Below are 13,965 nucleotides of genomic sequence, written 5' to 3'. Positions count from 1 at the left end.
CATGCATGTGCGCTCGTCGCCGGTCGTCGATGACCGGGCGGCGGCTCCGGTGTCCGGCCGCATTATTTCGGCCCTGTGGTGGGGGCCCTGTCCTGCCGAGAACCCATCTTCGCACTTGTTGACGGATGGCGGGACGCGGGGCCGGTGGATGAGACCGGGCGATCCTCCGTCCGGCCGTCCGAGCAGGCGTACGAAGCTACGGATTTCGTCGACGGCGAACAACGGCGGAAGGCCCCGGAGCCGTGGCGTCCGGGGCCTTCCGTCACCTCGGCGGGACTCAGAGCTCGCCGGCCGCCGTCAGCTCGGCGAGACGGACCAGGGTGCGGACCGAGGAGCCGGTGCCGCCCTTGGGGGTGTAGCCGTACGGCGCGCCCTCGTGGTAGGCCGGGCCCGCGATGTCCAGGTGCGCCCAGGTGATGCCCTCGCCCACGAACTCCTGGAGGAAGAGACCGGCGATCAGGCCGCCGCCCATCCGGACGCCCATGTTCGCCATGTCGGCGGTCGGGGAGTCCATGGTCTTGCGCAGCTCCGCGGGGAGCGGCATCGGCCAGGACTGCTCGCCGACCTCGCCGGCGATCTCGTGGATCGCGGTGCGGTAGTCGTCGTCGTTGGCCATGATGCCGAAGGTGCGCTCGCCGAGGGCGAGGACCATGGCGCCGGTCAGCGTCGCCACGTCGATGATCGCGTCCGGCTGCTCCTCCGACGCCCTGGTGATCGCGTCGGCGAGGACGAGCCGGCCCTCGGCGTCGGTGTTCAGGACCTCGACGGTCTTGCCGCCGTACATGCGCAGGACGTCACCCGGGCGGGTGGCGGAGCCCGACGGCATGTTCTCGGCGAGGGCGAGCCAGCCCGTGACGTTGACCTCCAGGCCCAGGCGGGCGGCGGCGACGACGGTGGCGAAGACCGCGGCCGCGCCGCTCATGTCGCACTTCATCGTCTCGTTGTGGCCGGCCGGCTTGAGGGAGATGCCGCCCGAGTCGTAGGTGATGCCCTTGCCGATCAGGGCGAGGGTCCGCTCCGCCTTCGGGTGGGTGTAGGCGATGCGGACCAGGCGCGGCGGGTTCACCGAGCCGGCGCCGACGCCGAGGATGCCGCCGAAGCCGCCCTTGGCGAGCGCCTTCTCGTCGAGGACCTGCACCTTGAGGCCGTGCTCCTTGCCGGCCGTCTGGGCGGCGGTGGCGAAGGCGGCCGGGGTGAGGTCGTTCGGCGGGGTGTTGATCAGGTCGCGGGCGCGGTTGATCTCCTCGGCCACGGCCAGGGCGCGGTCCGCGGCGGCCTTGTGGGCCTTGTCGCGCGGCTTGGCGCCGAGCAGCGCCACCTCGGCGAGCGGCTTCTTGCCGTCCTTCTGCTCCTGGTAGGCGTCGAAGGAGTACGCGCCGAGCAGCGCGCCCTCCGCGATCGCACCGGCGTCCTCGGCCGAGGCGACGGGCAGCGCGAACGCGGCCTTCTTCGTGCCGGACAGGGCGCGCGCGGCGGTGCCGGCGGCGCGGCGCAGGATCTCGGAGTCGTACGACTCGCCTTCCTCGGGGGCGGAACCGAGGCCGACGGCGAGCACGACGGGGGCCTTCAGGCCGGCGGGCGCGGGCAGCTTGGTCGCCTCACCCTCTCCACCCGAGGCACCCAGGGTCTCCAGGACGGCGGCGAGCCTGCCGTCGAACGCCTTGTCGACGGCCTCCGCGCCCGGGGCCACGACGAGCGCCTTCCCGGCCTTCGCGACGCCGACGACGAGGGCGTCGGCACGCAGCGTCGCCGCACCGGCAGTGCTGAGAGTGAGAGCAGTCACGGTGGTGAATTCTCGCTTCCATTGAGTTCTGTGGCGGTCGAGGGATGGGCCGACCGAGCCCGCCGCATCGTATTTCGGCCCGATGAGCGCCGAGAACGAGCCTACGCTCGCTCACCCGGTTCGCTCACCGCGGCTTCGATTCACTCATCCGAGGTGTCTCTTTCATGTTTGTCCTTCCGGCTGTCGCGCCGACGCCACACTCGCCTCATTCGCACGAGCGCGGCCTTCGCGCCTTCGCTTCATCTCCACGGGCCCCCCGAGCCGGGGCCCCGCCGAGGGGGGACACCACACCATGCACGCGAACAGATTCCGCACGCCCGCGCCCGCGCCGACGGAGGCCGGAAGGCGGGCGGTGCCGGGCCGCGCCGGCCGCGCCGCCGGGGCGCTCGCCGCCGCCGCGCTCCTCGCCACCGTGCTCCCGTCCGCGCAGGCCGCGGCCGCCCCCGTGCCCCGGATCGACCTCACCGTCCTGGTCGTCGACGACGGCGGGAGCGCCATCGAGGCCATCACCGCCGAGCTGAAGGGCTCCGGCGTCCCGTACCGCACCCTCGACCTGAACGACCCGGACCGGCCCGTCCTCACCCCCGCCTTCCTCAGCGACACGGTCGACGGCCGGCCCCGCGCCAAGTACCAGGGCGTCGTCCTGCCCCACGAGACCGCCTTCGGCCCCGACTCCGCCGAGCACACCGCCCTCCAGACGTACGAGCGGACCTTCGGCGTCCCGCAGGTCGACGCGTACACCTGGTCGCACCCCGGCGTCGGCCTCGACTACCCCACCGACGGCGGCTGGTCCGGCGTCCTCGACGGGGTCACCGCGGGCGTCACCCCGGCCGGCCTGGCCGGCCCCTTCGGCTACCTCGCCGGCAGCCTGACCTTCGAGGACAACGACCCCGCGGTCTCCGAGAGCTACGGCTACGCGGGCCGCCCCCGGGCCGGCTTCACCAGCCTCGTCGACATCCCCGTCGACGGCGGCGGCCGGGCCAGCCTCGTCGGCGAGTACGCCGCCGACGGGCGCCGCGAACTCGTCGTCACCTTCGCCTACAACCGGCACCAGCGGCAGTTCCGCGCCCTCTCCCGCGGCATCGTCGAATGGCTCACGCAGGGCGTCCACCTCGGGCAGTCCCGGAACTACCTCTCCGTCCACGTCGACGACGTCCTCGCCCCCGACGCCCGCTGGGACACCGTCCGCAACTGCACCCCCGGCGACCTCGACTGCGTCGGCGGCGACCCGGCGGCCGAGAACCCCATCCGGATGACGGCCGCCGACGCCACCTACGCCGCCGCCTGGCAGAAGGCCTCCGGCTTCACCCTCGACATGGTTTACAACGGCGGCCAGGGCGAGCAGTGGAAGACCGAACACGGCGGCAGCGACCCGCTCGCCGCCCGCCTGATCGCCGACCGCGCGCAGTACCGCTGGATCAACCACACCTACACCCACCCCTACCTCGGCTGCGTCCAGGACAACACCGCCGTCCCCTGGCGGTGCGCCGCCGACGCCTCCGGCGGCACCCTCTGGGTCGGCCGCGCCGAGATCTCCGCGCAGATCCGGAACAATGTCAACTGGGCTGTAGGCAAGGGCATCTCCGTCGACCGCTCCGAACTCGTCACCGGCGAGCACTCCGGCCTGAGGACCCTGCCCCAGCAGCCCGCCGACAATCCGAACCTCGCCGGCGCCCTCGCCGACAACGGCGTGAAGTGGACGGCGAGCGACAACTCCCGCGAGCCCCGACAGCGGGCCGTCGGCGCCGCGAGGACCGTGCCCCGGCACCCCATGAACGTGTACTACAACGTCGGCACCGCCGCCGAGATGACCGACGAGTACAACTGGATCTACACCTCCCGCGCCCACGGCGGCAGCGGCGTCTGCGAGGCCGACCCCGCCTCGACCTGCCTGCCCGCCCCGCTCGACCCGGCCACCGGCTACCCGACGCACATCGTCCCGCAGGAAGCCCGCACCGCCCTCGGCCACGTCCTCGCCAACGACCCCCGGCCGCACTACGTCCACCAGTCGAACCTGGCCGAGGAGCGCCTCCTCTACCCGGTCCTCGACCGGGTCCTCGCCGACTACCGGGCGCTCTTCGCCGCCGACACCCCGCTCGTGAACCCCCGTCAGAAGGACGTCGGCACCGAGCTGACCCGCCGCGACGCCTGGGACGCCGCCCTCGCCGCCGGCAAGGTCACCGCCTACCGCATCGGCGGCACCGTGACCGTCAAGGCGCCCTCCGGCGTCCAGATCCCCGTCACCGCTCCCGAGGGCACCCGTAAGCAACTCGTCCTCGGCACCACCGCCTTCGGCACCGCGTACGCCGGCAGCCGCTCGGCGTGGACCGCGCCCGAACTGCTCCAGACCGCCGTCACACTCCAGCTCCCGACCGCCTGACCAGCCCGCTCCGGGGGGAACACACACCATGCCGAGCAGTGGCCGTCACGTCACCATGCTCACCGAAGGCACCTACCCGCACGTCCACGGCGGCGTCAGCACCTGGTGCGACCAGCTCGTCCGCGGCATGCCCGAGGTCACCTTCGAGATCCTCGCCCTCACCGGCAGCGGCCGCGAACCCGTCACCTGGGAACTGCCGCCCAACGTCACCCGGCACACCGCGTTCCCCCTCTGGGGCCACCCGCGGGGACCGGCCGCGCCCACCCGGGCCCGGCGGCCCCCGCGCGGGCGCGCGGGCCGCCGCTTCCTCGCCGCCTACGAGCGCTTCCTGCTCGCCCTGCTCGACCCGGAGGCCGGCCACGACCTCGCCGGCCCCCTGTACGAGCTCGCCGCCCTGGCCCGCGAGGGCCGGCTCACCCCGGCCCTCCGCTCCGAGGCCGCCCTGCGCTCCCTCATGTGGATCTGGACCATGCCGCACCTGCCGACGCGTGCGGCCGGGCCCACCGTCCACGACGCCCTCACCGCCACCGACCTGCTGGAACACGCCCTGCGTCCGCTCGGCGCCCGGATAGCCGACGGCAGCGTGGCGCACGCCGTCTCCAGCGGCCTCGCCACCCTGCCCGCGCTCGCCGCGCAACACTTCGAAGGGGTCCCCTTCCTGCTCACCGAACACGGCATCTACCTCCGCGAGCGCTACCTCGGCTACCGCACCGAGGCCCAGAGCTGGCCCGTGAAGGCCCTCATGCTCGGCTTCTACCGCGAGCTCAACTCCCTCGGCTACCGCCAGGCCGACCTCATCACCCCCTGCAACCAGTACAACCGCCGCTGGGAGGAGCGCGGCGGCGCCCCCGCCGACCGCATCCGCACCGTCTACAACGGCGTCGACCCCGCCCTCTTCCCCGAGGCCGGCCCCGAACCCGAGGTCCCCACGCTCAGCTGGTGCGGCCGGGTGGACCCGATCAAGGACCTGGAGACCCTCGTCCGGGCGTACGCGATCTGCCGCGCCGAACTCCCCGAGCTGAGGCTCCGCCTCTTCGGCCCGGTCCCCGCCGGCAACGAGGACTACCGCACCCTCCTGGAGAAGCTCGCCGCCGAACTCGGCGTCGCCGACGGCGTCTCCTTCGAGGGCCGCGTCTCCGACGTGCCCTCCGCCTACGCGGCCGGCAGCGTGGTGATGCTCTCCTCCATCAGCGAGGGCTTCCCCTTCTCCCTCATCGAGGCCATGTCCTGCGGCCGGGCCACCGTGTCGACCGACGTCGGAGGGGTGCGGGAGGCGGTCGGCGACGCCGGCGTGGTCGTCCCGCCCCGCGAACCCGCCGTCATGGCCGCCGCGGCCTCCGCGCTGCTGCGCGACGGCGCCCGCCGCGCCGAGCTGGGCCGGCGGGCCCGACAGCGGGTGATCGACGAGTTCACCCTGCACCGCTCGGTCGACGGCTTCCGCCGCATCTACCGCGAACTCGCCGATCCGGCGGCCCCCGCGGTCCCGCCCCTGCGCGTCAGCATCCCGTCCCCGCGCCGAGGCGCACCCCGAGTCCCCGAAGGCACCCCGGCATGAGCGGCTCCCTCTGGCTGAAACCCCCCACCACCCACCCACCCCTCCCGACCCCGCCCCGCCCGCGCCACCGGCCGACCCCCGCCCCGGCCCCGGCCGGTCCGGCACCAGGAACCGGCACCCCGCCCGTCGGAACCGGCACCGGGTCCGCCCCGGGGACCGCCGCGCCCGCCCTGGCGGCCGACCCCCTCGACGACCTCGCCGACCGGCTCGACGCGTTCGTGGCCGCCGCCGTGCACCCGGACGAGATAGCCGCCCTGCTCGAATCGGACGGCCTGACCGACGACCACATCCGCCTCACCTACGGGCGAAACGATTCCTTCGCGCTCGCCGAGGAGCTGTACGCGCGCGTGGCCCGCCGCCACCCCGGGCCGCCCGCGAAGGACCGGAACGGGCCGGGCCCCGCTGAAGGCCTCGGCGGCTGTCTCCTGCGCGGCCTCGTCTTCGCGCTGCCCGCCCTCGCCTACGTCCTCGCGGGCCCGCTGCTCGCCGGACAGCAGGGGCGGTACGGCCTGCCCGCCGGCACCGTGCCGCTGCTCGCCGGGGCCGTCACCGGCTGGGTCTGGAACCAGGCCCTCTCCCACCGCGCCCACACCTGGCTCGGCCTCGGCGACCGGCCCGCCGCCGCCCGCGCCCTGCTCACCGGCGCCCCGGCCGGCGCGCTCGCCGGCACCGCCGTCGCCCTCGCCACCGCCCACGACGGCGAACTCCCCGCCGCCCTCTTCGCCGCGGGCCAGTCCCTCTACCTCGGCGCCGCCACCGTGCTCCTCGTCCTCGGCCGCGAACGGGCCCTGCTCGCCGCCCTGCTGCCGCTCCTCGGCGCCCTCCCCGCCCTCCGCTGGGACCTGCCCGACCCGCTGCGCGTCGCCCTGCCGACCCTCTCGCTCACCGCCGCCTGCCTGGTCGCCGCCCGCGCGCTGCGCCCCGGCACCGCGCGCGGCGCCGCGGGGTGGGGCGGACCGCCGCTCGCTGCCTCCGTCCCGTACGGCCTCTTCGGCCTCGGCAGCGGCGTCCTGGTGCTGTACGCCGGACTCGGCGACGCCCTCGCCACCGGCAGCGGCGCGGTCATCGCGCTCACCCTCTCCATGGGGCCCGCCGAATGGCTGCTGCACCGCTTCCGGGGCGGCAGCCTCGCCCGGCTGCGCACCCTCACCTCCGCCCGCGCGTTCCGCCGCGCCGTCACCGGCACCCTGGTCCGCTGCCTCGGCGGCTACCTGGCCGTGCTGCTCGGTCTCCTCCTCGCCGCCACCCTGCTCTGGCCGGACGCCCCCCGGCCGACGGGGGAGCGGCTGCTCACCCTGCTGCTCCTCGGTACCGTGCTCTGGCTGGGGCTGCTCCTCCAGGCGTTCGGCGCCGTCCTCGGCGCGGCGGCCGTCTGCCTGTCGGCCGCCGCCGCGCAGACCCTGGAACCGGCGGCGGGAACGCTCGCCGCCGGGGCGGCGGCCGCCGTGCTGGCGGTCCTCACCCGTGCTCTGCTGGTACGACCGACCGCCCACCGCCTCTAGAAGGGCACCGCCCGTGAAACGTTCCCTCCTGGTGCCCTTCTACGAGCACCCCGCCGACCGCCCCGACGACTGGGCGGCGCTGGTCGCCGCCGCGCCGACGCTCCACGGCGTCGTCCTCAACCCCGCGGACGGCGCGGGCGAGGCCCCCGATCCGGCCTTCGCGGAGGTCGCCGGGCGGCTGCGCGCCGCCGGGGTGCGGATCCTCGGGTACGCGGACACCGCCTACGGCCGCCGTCCGCACGCCGAGGTCGTCGGCGACCTGCTCCGCCACCGCGACTGGTACGGCGCCGACGGGGCCTTCCTCGACCAGGTCGCGACCGCGCCCGACGCCCTCCCGCACTACCGCCGCCTCGCCGTCGCCGCACGGGCCGCCGGCGCGGCGACCCTCGTCCTCAACCACGGCACCCACCCCGACGAGGGGTACGCCGACCTCGCCGACCTGCTGGTCACCTTCGAAGGCCCCTGGGACACCTACCGCGCCCTCGACCTGCCGGCCGCCCCGCACCACTGCCACCTCGTCTACGCGGCCCCGCCCGGCTTCCGCCCCGCGACCGGGATCCACTGCGCGGTGCCGGGCACGGGCGCCCACCCCTGGGGGACCCTGCCGCACGGGATCCCGGAGCCCGCCCGATGAGGCGCCTCCTGCCGCTCCTCGCGGTCCTCCTGCTCCTGGCCACGGCCTGCACCACCGGCCCCGCCCCCGATCCCAAGCCGGAGGAGGGGGAACGCTGGCGCCCGAGGGCCGGGCTCGCCTGGCAGTGGCAGCTCAGCGGCCGCCTGGACCCGACCGTCGACGTCCCCGTCTACGACATCGACGGCTTCGACCACCCGGCGGCGACCGTCGCCGACCTGCACCGCCGGGGCCGGAAGGTGATCTGCTACCTCTCCACCGGGGCCTGGGAGGACTTCCGCCCCGACGCCGACCGCTTCCCCGCGTCGGTCCTCGGCAGGAGCAACGGCTGGGCCGGCGAACGCTGGCTCGACATCCGGCGCACCGACGTCCTCGCACCCCTCATGGCGGAACGCATCGACATGTGCCGCGCCAAGGGCTTCGACGCCGTCGAACCCGACAACATGGACGGCTACCGCAACCGCACCGGCTTCCCCCTCACCGCCGCCGACCAGCTCGCCTACAACCGCCTCATCGCCCGCCTCGCCCACGGACGAGGCCTGGCCGTCGGCCTCAAGAACGACCTCGACCAGATCCCCGAGCTCCTCCCCGACTTCGACTTCGCGGTCAACGAGCAGTGCGCCCAGTACGACGAGTGCGACCTCCTGGCCCCCTTCGTCGCCGCGGACAAACCCGTCTTCCACGCCGAGTACGAACTGACCCCCGCCCAGTTCTGCCCCCGCTCCCGCGAACTGGGCCTCAGCTCGCTCCGCAAGCGCTACGAACTCGACGCCTGGCGCCGGGCCTGCTGAGGCTCGGCGGCCGGGAGGCAGGGGGGCTACGAGAGTTGGAAGCAGGTGACCCAGCCCTTGCCGCGGTCCCGCCATTCCGACGGGGTAGACCAGGCGCGCCAGTTCCCCGGTGACTTCACGTCGGCACAGGCCCGCTCGGCGCGGTCGAGGGCGGCGTCCGGTCCCGGGTAGGCGCCGTCCAGATCGTGCCGCCCGGTGATCCTGGCGTCGTGGCGGCCCTCGCAGGGCACCCGGGCCACCAGGCTGCGGTGGCGCATCCCCGTGTCGAGGTCCACACAGCTACCGGCCGCGGCCTCGTACAGCGGGACGACCGAGCGGGCGGCGTCCAGGACCCGCCCGTCCGGGGCGGTGCCGACGGCGGGCGCGGGCGGGCCGAAGTCGCTCAGGGTCAGCTCGACCCGGAGCCCGGTCACCTCCGCGAGCGCGCTCTCCTCGCTGGAAGGCAGCGCGGCGGCGAGGTCGGCCCCGGCCCGTACGATCCGGCCCTCGCCGTCGACCTCGACGCTCACCGGGACGGGCGCGCCGGGGGAGCCGGCGAAGAGCGGAATCGGCGCCAGCTCCTGGACCAGGTCGCCGGGGAAGAGCGCGAGCGCGTGGGCGAGCGGGAAGTCCGCCCGGTAGGTCCGGCCGCCGCCCGGGACGGTCCCGCCCCCGGCCTTCGGGCGCACGCCGCTCAGCACCTCCAGGAGCGTGCCGCCCACGGCGCTCTCGGTGCCGCGCAGGTGGCTGACGGAGTCGACGCCCCACAACGGCTCGATGTCGCCCTCGTACCGCAGCCAGTACCCGGCGGAGCCGGCCCGGTAGTGGATGGCGCGGGTGTCGACGGTGTACCGCCCCCGTGCCGCGCCGGTCTCCAGCGCGACCAGGTCGCCGAGGATCGTGTCCCGGGCGGTCGCCGGGAAGCCGGGGTCGATCCGCCAGTCGCTCGACGCCTCGCCGCGCGCGCCGGCGAAGTCCACCCGGCCGGTGACGGTCTGCACGGCCGTGGTCCGTCCGGCGGTGAAGGTGACGGTCTGCCGGAGGGCGGCGCCGCCGGTCTCCTGGGTGTGCCGGAGGGCGAGGAAGACCTGGCGGGCGGGCGGCGCGGAGAAGACGGGGTGGGCGGCGGGCGCCGCCTCGGTGTCCCCGCCGGAGCCGGTGCAGGCGCCCAGGAGCAGGGTGGCGACGGCGGCGAGCGCGGCGGAACGGGCGGCGGAGAGGCGTCTGTTCATGTCCTGATGACCCGGCGGAGGGGGAGATGGTTGCCCGCCGGGAGATCACGAAGAGGTCACCCGCGGTCAGCCCAGCGTCAGCGCGACCAGGGTCGCCGTCGCCGCGGTCTCCTCCACGGCGCCGAAGACGTCGCCGGTGACGCCGCCGAAGCGGCGGACGCAGCGGCGGAGGAGGAAGGCGGCGGCGGCCAGGCCGGCGCCGGTGGCGAGGACGGCGTGGACGGCGTCGTACGAGGAGAGGAGGAGGCCGGAGGCGGCGGCGAGGAGGAGGACGGCGGCGGTGCAGAGGGTCGCGGAGCGGACCGGGACGGTGGCGGCGACGACCGCGCCGAGGCCCTCGGGCCGGGCGGCCGGGACGCCGTGCCGGGAGGCGTGGGTGAGGGCGAGCCGGGCGACCGTGGCCGCCAGGACGGCGGCGACCGCCCCGTGCGCCCAGCCCTCCCCGTACAGCTCGTACAGGGCCGCGACCTGCGCGAGCAGGACGAGGACGAGGGCGATGACGCCGAACGGGCCGATGTCGGACTGCTTCATGATGCGCAGCGCGTCCTCGGCCGGCTTGGCGCTGCCGAGGCCGTCGGCGGTGTCGGCGAGGCCGTCGAGGTGCAGGCCCCGGGTGAGGACGGCGGGGACGGCGACGGTGACGACGGCGGCGAGGAGGGGGCCGGCGCCGAGGGGGAGGAGGACGCCGCCGGTCGCCGCGGCGACCAGGCCGACCGCGAGCCCGGCGAGCGGGGCGCAGAGCATGCCGGCGCGCGCCGCGTCCCGGTCCCAGCGGGTGATGCGGGCGGGGAACACGGTGAGGGTGCCGAAGGCGAAACGCAGGCCGTCCATCCGGGCAGGGTAATCGCCGGACCAGGACGGTAGATTGCGCCTATCGGACAAGAGGTGCATCTCGGAACGGGGTGGCATGGGTCACTGGTTCTCCCGCAACATCCTGGAGCCGGGGAAGCTGCCGATGCTCCTCGCGCTGACCTCGTTCGTCCTGACCTTCCTGGTCACCCGCACGGTCACCCGGCTGATCCGGGCCGGAAAGGGACCGTTCCGGAACGTCTCCACCGGCGGGCTCCACATCCATCACGTCGTGCCCGGCGTGGTCCTCACCGTGCTCGGCGGCTTCGGCGCGGTCGGCAGCGGCCGGCACGGTTTCGGCGCCGCCGCCTTCGCCGTCGTCTTCGGGATCGGCGCCGGGCTCGTCCTCGACGAGTTCGCGCTCATCCTCCACCTCGACGACGTGTACTGGTCGGAGGAGGGCCGGCAGAGCGTGGAGGTCGTGGTGCTGACCGCCGCCCTCGTGCTGCTGCCGCTCAGCGGCTTCTCCCCGCTCGGCGTCGACGACGTCACCGACGAGGAGCGCCAGGACCGGGTGGGCTTCCTCCTCACCCTGGCCCTGAACTTCCTGTTCATCCTGGTCGCCCTCGTCAAGGGCAAGCTGCGGATGGCGCTCCTCGGGGTCTTCGTGCCGTTCGTGGCGATCGTCGGCGCCGTCCGCCTCGCCCGCCCCGGCTCCTGGTGGTGGCGGCACCTCTACCGCCGCCGCCACCGGGCACGCGCGCGCGGCACGGTCCGCGCCTACCGGCACGACAAGCGCTGGACCCGGGTGCGGCGAAGGGTTCAGGACCTGATCGGCGGCTTCCAGGAACGCGTCCCGGGCCGCGGCCCCGGCGCGTCCTGACCCCGCTCCCGCCAGGCCTCGAACGCCATCAGGACGAGCACCCCGGCGATCGCCGCCAGATGCTCCTTGCCGGCCAGGTTCGGCTTGACGACCACCTCGACCACCATCGCCGCCACCACCGCCGCGCCCGTCCAGTACGCCCGCTTCCGCCGGCACACGTAGACGGCGAGGCCGACCACCGCCGCCGACGGCCCGGTGTCCACCACCTGCGCGTCGGTCACCGGCAGCCCGAGGAGGGTGCCGGGGCCCAGGGCGATGCCCACGCGCGCGTACAGGGTCCCGCAGAGCGTCGCCAGGTACGCGACCCCCAGCGTCCGCCACCGCCCGAGGCACAGCTCCGCGATCCCGAAGACCAGCAGGACCTGCGCGAGCGCGCCCCAGACCGGCAGGTCGAGCGCGGGGACGAACAGCGAGAGCGGCGTCCGCAGCAGGGCGAGCCACAGCGGGTCCTCGGCCCGTACGGCCCCGATCGCCTGGACCGGCCCGTACCCCCATTCCTGGTTCTGGACGAACTGGAAGAGCGCGGTGAGGCAGACCGCCGCGAGCGTCAGCGGCACCGCCTTCCAGCGCCGGGCCGCGAGCTCCCCCCGCACGGTCGCGGCCAGCGGCCCCCACTCGCGCCGGGCGAAGCGGCGCACCGGCGAGCTCACCGCCCGCCCGCCAGGTGTTTGCGGTGCAGCCTCCCCCAAGGACTTCGTCCAGGGGGTGCCCCCAGGAGCCAGGGGGCCTCCAGGAAGCCCTCGGCCCGGCCGGCGGCCAGGCCGATGCGCGGCAGGTCGGCGCTCTTCTCGAAGAGCATGAAACGCGGCTCCCAGATCGGTCGGTACTTGGCGTTGGCCCGGTACAGCGACTCGATCTGCCACCAGCGGGAGAAGAAGCTGAGCAGGGAGCGCCACAGCCTCAGCACCGGTCCGGCGCCGAGCTTCGAGCCGCGTTCGAAGACGGAGCGGAACATCGCGAAGTTCAGTGAGACCTGAGTGATCCCGATCTCCTTCGCGCGCTGGAGGAGCTCGATCACCATGAACTCCATCAGCCCGTTCCCGGAGTCCCGGTCACGCCGCATCAGGTCGAGCGAAAGTCCCTTCGGCCCCCACGGCACGAAGGAGAGGAGCGCCCGCAGCTCGCCCGCGCCGTCGGTGCACTCCAGCATCACGCACCGCCCGTCGCGCGGGTCCCCGAGCCGGCCGAGCGCCATCGAGAAGCCGCGCTCGGTGGCCCCGTCCCGCCAGTCGTCGGCCTTGCGCAGCAGCTCCGCCATCTCCTCGGCGGGAATGGCCTCGTGGCGCCGGATCCGCACCTCGTACCCGGCCCGCTCGACCCGGTTGTAGGCCTGACGCACGGTCCGCATCGCCCGCCCGTCCAGGGTGAACTCGTCGGTCTCCACGATCGCCTCGTCACCCAGCTCCAGGGCGTCCAGGCCGTGCCGGGCGTAGATCACCCCGGCCTCCTCGCTCGCGCCCATCACCGCCGGGATCCAGCCGTGCTCCCGCGCCTCGGCGAGCCACGGCTCGATCGCCCCCGGCCACGCCTCCGGGTCGCCGATCGGGTCGCCGGAGGCGAGCGACACCCCGCCCACCACCCGGTAGGCGACGGCGGCCTTCTCGCTCGGCGACCAGACGACGCTCTTCTCGCGGCGCAGCGCGAAGTAGCCGAGCGAGTCCCGCTCCCCGTGCTTGTCGAGCAGCGCCCGCAGCCGCTCCTCGTCCTCCTCGGTGAGCGGGTCGACCGCGCGGCGGGAGCGGAAGGCGGCGAAGAGCACGGCGAAGAGCAGCAGCGTGGACATCACGTTGACGACCACGTCGACCCAGCCGGGGGTGGCGATGGCGGGGAAGCGGGAGTCGTCCGCGGCCAGCGTGATCAGCCGCATCACGCCGTACCGCCAGCGCTCCAGGAAGGTGGAGGGGCCGGTGGCCGTGTTGGTGGCGGTCACCAGGAGAGCGGCGAGCAGCGAGGTGACGAGCAGGCCGCCGACGGCGACGACCGCCGCGAGCAGCGGGTTGGACCGGTCGCCCTTCGCGTAGAACTCCTTGCGGCCGAGCAGCAGCGCGAGGAAGAAGGCCGCGCTCAGGGCCAGCGAGATCCAGTTCTGCGCGTGCCCGCGGACCTCCGGGAAGACCATCACCACCGCGAAGAGCAGCAGGAACAGCCCGCTGAGCACCGTGTTGAGGATCCAGGCGGCCCGCTTGCGGCGGCGCATGGTGATCGCCAGGAAGAGCGTGAAGACGCCGGAGGCGAAGCCCGCCGTCAGCATGTACGGCGTGAAGTAGTCGTCCTCGTTGTGCCGCCGCAGGTCCTGTCCGAAGGAGACCCAGACGGCACTCAGGAGGTTGACGAACGTGACGACGCGGAGGTACCAGACGGCGAACGCGGCACTGCGCCGCGAGCGGTCGGTGCCCCGGGGCGTTCCTTCGGCGGACAAACGGACCTCTCCCATGAAAAG

At 74.5% G+C, this 13,965-nt stretch carries 11 protein-coding genes; 6 read left to right on the top strand and 5 right to left on the bottom strand.

All coding sequences use genetic code 11. The features are described from left to right. Window positions 1–277 precede the first annotated feature (277 nt). Complete coding sequence (locus ACFZCF_RS01800; RefSeq protein ID WP_388439936.1) at window positions 278–1,783, bottom strand: leucyl aminopeptidase; 1,506 nt, start codon at window positions 1,781–1,783, stop codon at window positions 278–280. A 292-nt stretch (window positions 1,784–2,075) separates the two neighbouring features. Here ACFZCF_RS01800 and ACFZCF_RS01795 point away from each other — a divergent pair, with 292 nt between their 5' ends. From ACFZCF_RS01795 to ACFZCF_RS01775, 5 genes are read left to right on the top strand one after another with little or no spacing between them, the layout of a single operon-like run. Continuing rightward, entirely contained in the window at window positions 2,076–4,163 is a 2,088-nt protein-coding gene (locus tag ACFZCF_RS01795) for a hypothetical protein (protein ID WP_391283925.1), read from the top strand. Window positions 4,164–4,191: 28 nt separating this feature from the next. Continuing rightward, complete coding sequence (gene pelF, locus ACFZCF_RS01790) at window positions 4,192–5,718, top strand: GT4 family glycosyltransferase PelF (RefSeq protein ID WP_388439930.1); 1,527 nt, start codon at window positions 4,192–4,194, stop codon at window positions 5,716–5,718. Further along, window positions 5,715–7,220 (top strand): hypothetical protein, encoded by a 1,506-nt coding sequence (locus tag ACFZCF_RS01785; RefSeq protein ID WP_391283923.1) that lies wholly within the window; start codon window positions 5,715–5,717, stop codon window positions 7,218–7,220. Before pelF ends, ACFZCF_RS01785 begins: the two co-directional genes overlap by 4 nt. A gap of 13 nt (window positions 7,221–7,233) precedes the next feature. Further along, window positions 7,234–7,854, top strand: coding sequence for a spherulation-specific family 4 protein (locus ACFZCF_RS01780; RefSeq protein ID WP_391283921.1), 621 nt, complete (start codon window positions 7,234–7,236; stop codon window positions 7,852–7,854). Beyond that, the gene (locus ACFZCF_RS01775) at window positions 7,851–8,642 is read left to right on the top strand and encodes an endo alpha-1,4 polygalactosaminidase (RefSeq protein WP_391283919.1); all 792 of its coding nucleotides are present in this window, start codon (window positions 7,851–7,853) and stop codon (window positions 8,640–8,642) included. The genes ACFZCF_RS01780 and ACFZCF_RS01775 overlap by 4 nt, the downstream gene beginning before the upstream one ends. Before the next feature lie 26 nt (window positions 8,643–8,668). Here ACFZCF_RS01775 and ACFZCF_RS01770 read toward each other — a convergent pair whose 3' ends face one another. Next, the gene (locus tag ACFZCF_RS01770) at window positions 8,669–9,853 is read right to left on the bottom strand and encodes a hypothetical protein (protein WP_391283917.1); all 1,185 of its coding nucleotides are present in this window, start codon (window positions 9,851–9,853) and stop codon (window positions 8,669–8,671) included. A gap of 66 nt (window positions 9,854–9,919) precedes the next feature. Further along, entirely contained in the window at window positions 9,920–10,684 is a 765-nt protein-coding gene (gene cobS, locus ACFZCF_RS01765) for an adenosylcobinamide-GDP ribazoletransferase (RefSeq protein ID WP_391283915.1), read from the bottom strand. Between the two features lie 76 nt (window positions 10,685–10,760). Between cobS and ACFZCF_RS01760 the strand changes: the two genes are divergently transcribed. After that, entirely contained in the window at window positions 10,761–11,525 is a 765-nt protein-coding gene (locus ACFZCF_RS01760; RefSeq protein ID WP_388439911.1) for a hypothetical protein, read from the top strand. On the opposite strand, the gene ACFZCF_RS01755 is transcribed toward ACFZCF_RS01760, so the two are convergent. Together ACFZCF_RS01755 and ACFZCF_RS01750 are read right to left on the bottom strand one after the other, a co-directional pair. Next, entirely contained in the window at window positions 11,465–12,175 is a 711-nt protein-coding gene (locus ACFZCF_RS01755; protein ID WP_391283913.1) for a hypothetical protein, read from the bottom strand. The genes ACFZCF_RS01760 and ACFZCF_RS01755 overlap by 61 nt on opposite strands. Continuing rightward, on the bottom strand, window positions 12,172–13,959 hold the full coding sequence (locus ACFZCF_RS01750; RefSeq protein ID WP_388439905.1) for a phosphatidylglycerol lysyltransferase domain-containing protein: 1,788 nt from the start codon (window positions 13,957–13,959) through the stop codon (window positions 12,172–12,174). Before ACFZCF_RS01750 ends, ACFZCF_RS01755 begins: the two co-directional genes overlap by 4 nt. Window positions 13,960–13,965: the final 6 nt, after the last annotated feature.

Source organism: Streptomyces sp. NPDC007945, from assembly GCF_042958885.1.
In the GTDB taxonomy this organism is placed as follows: Bacteria; Actinomycetota; Actinomycetes; order Streptomycetales; family Streptomycetaceae; genus Streptomyces.
The sequence above is the reverse complement of the archived record's forward strand: the minus strand, read 5'-3'. Positions and strand labels throughout refer to the sequence as shown.

Coding starts and splice junctions, on each gene's coding strand:
- ACFZCF_RS01750 (WP_388439905.1), bottom strand. CDS start 13,959: ATGGGAGAGGTCCGTTTGTCCGCCGAAGGAACGCCCCGGGGCACCGAC.
- ACFZCF_RS01760 (WP_388439911.1), top strand. CDS start 10,761: ATGGGTCACTGGTTCTCCCGCAACATCCTGGAGCCGGGGAAGCTGCCG.
- ACFZCF_RS01785 (WP_391283923.1), top strand. CDS start 5,715: ATGAGCGGCTCCCTCTGGCTGAAACCCCCCACCACCCACCCACCCCTC.
- ACFZCF_RS01775 (WP_391283919.1), top strand. CDS start 7,851: ATGAGGCGCCTCCTGCCGCTCCTCGCGGTCCTCCTGCTCCTGGCCACG.
- pelF (WP_388439930.1), top strand. CDS start 4,192: ATGCCGAGCAGTGGCCGTCACGTCACCATGCTCACCGAAGGCACCTAC.
- ACFZCF_RS01795 (WP_391283925.1), top strand. CDS start 2,076: ATGCACGCGAACAGATTCCGCACGCCCGCGCCCGCGCCGACGGAGGCC.
- cobS (WP_391283915.1), bottom strand. CDS start 10,684: ATGGACGGCCTGCGTTTCGCCTTCGGCACCCTCACCGTGTTCCCCGCC.
- ACFZCF_RS01770 (WP_391283917.1), bottom strand. CDS start 9,853: ATGAACAGACGCCTCTCCGCCGCCCGTTCCGCCGCGCTCGCCGCCGTC.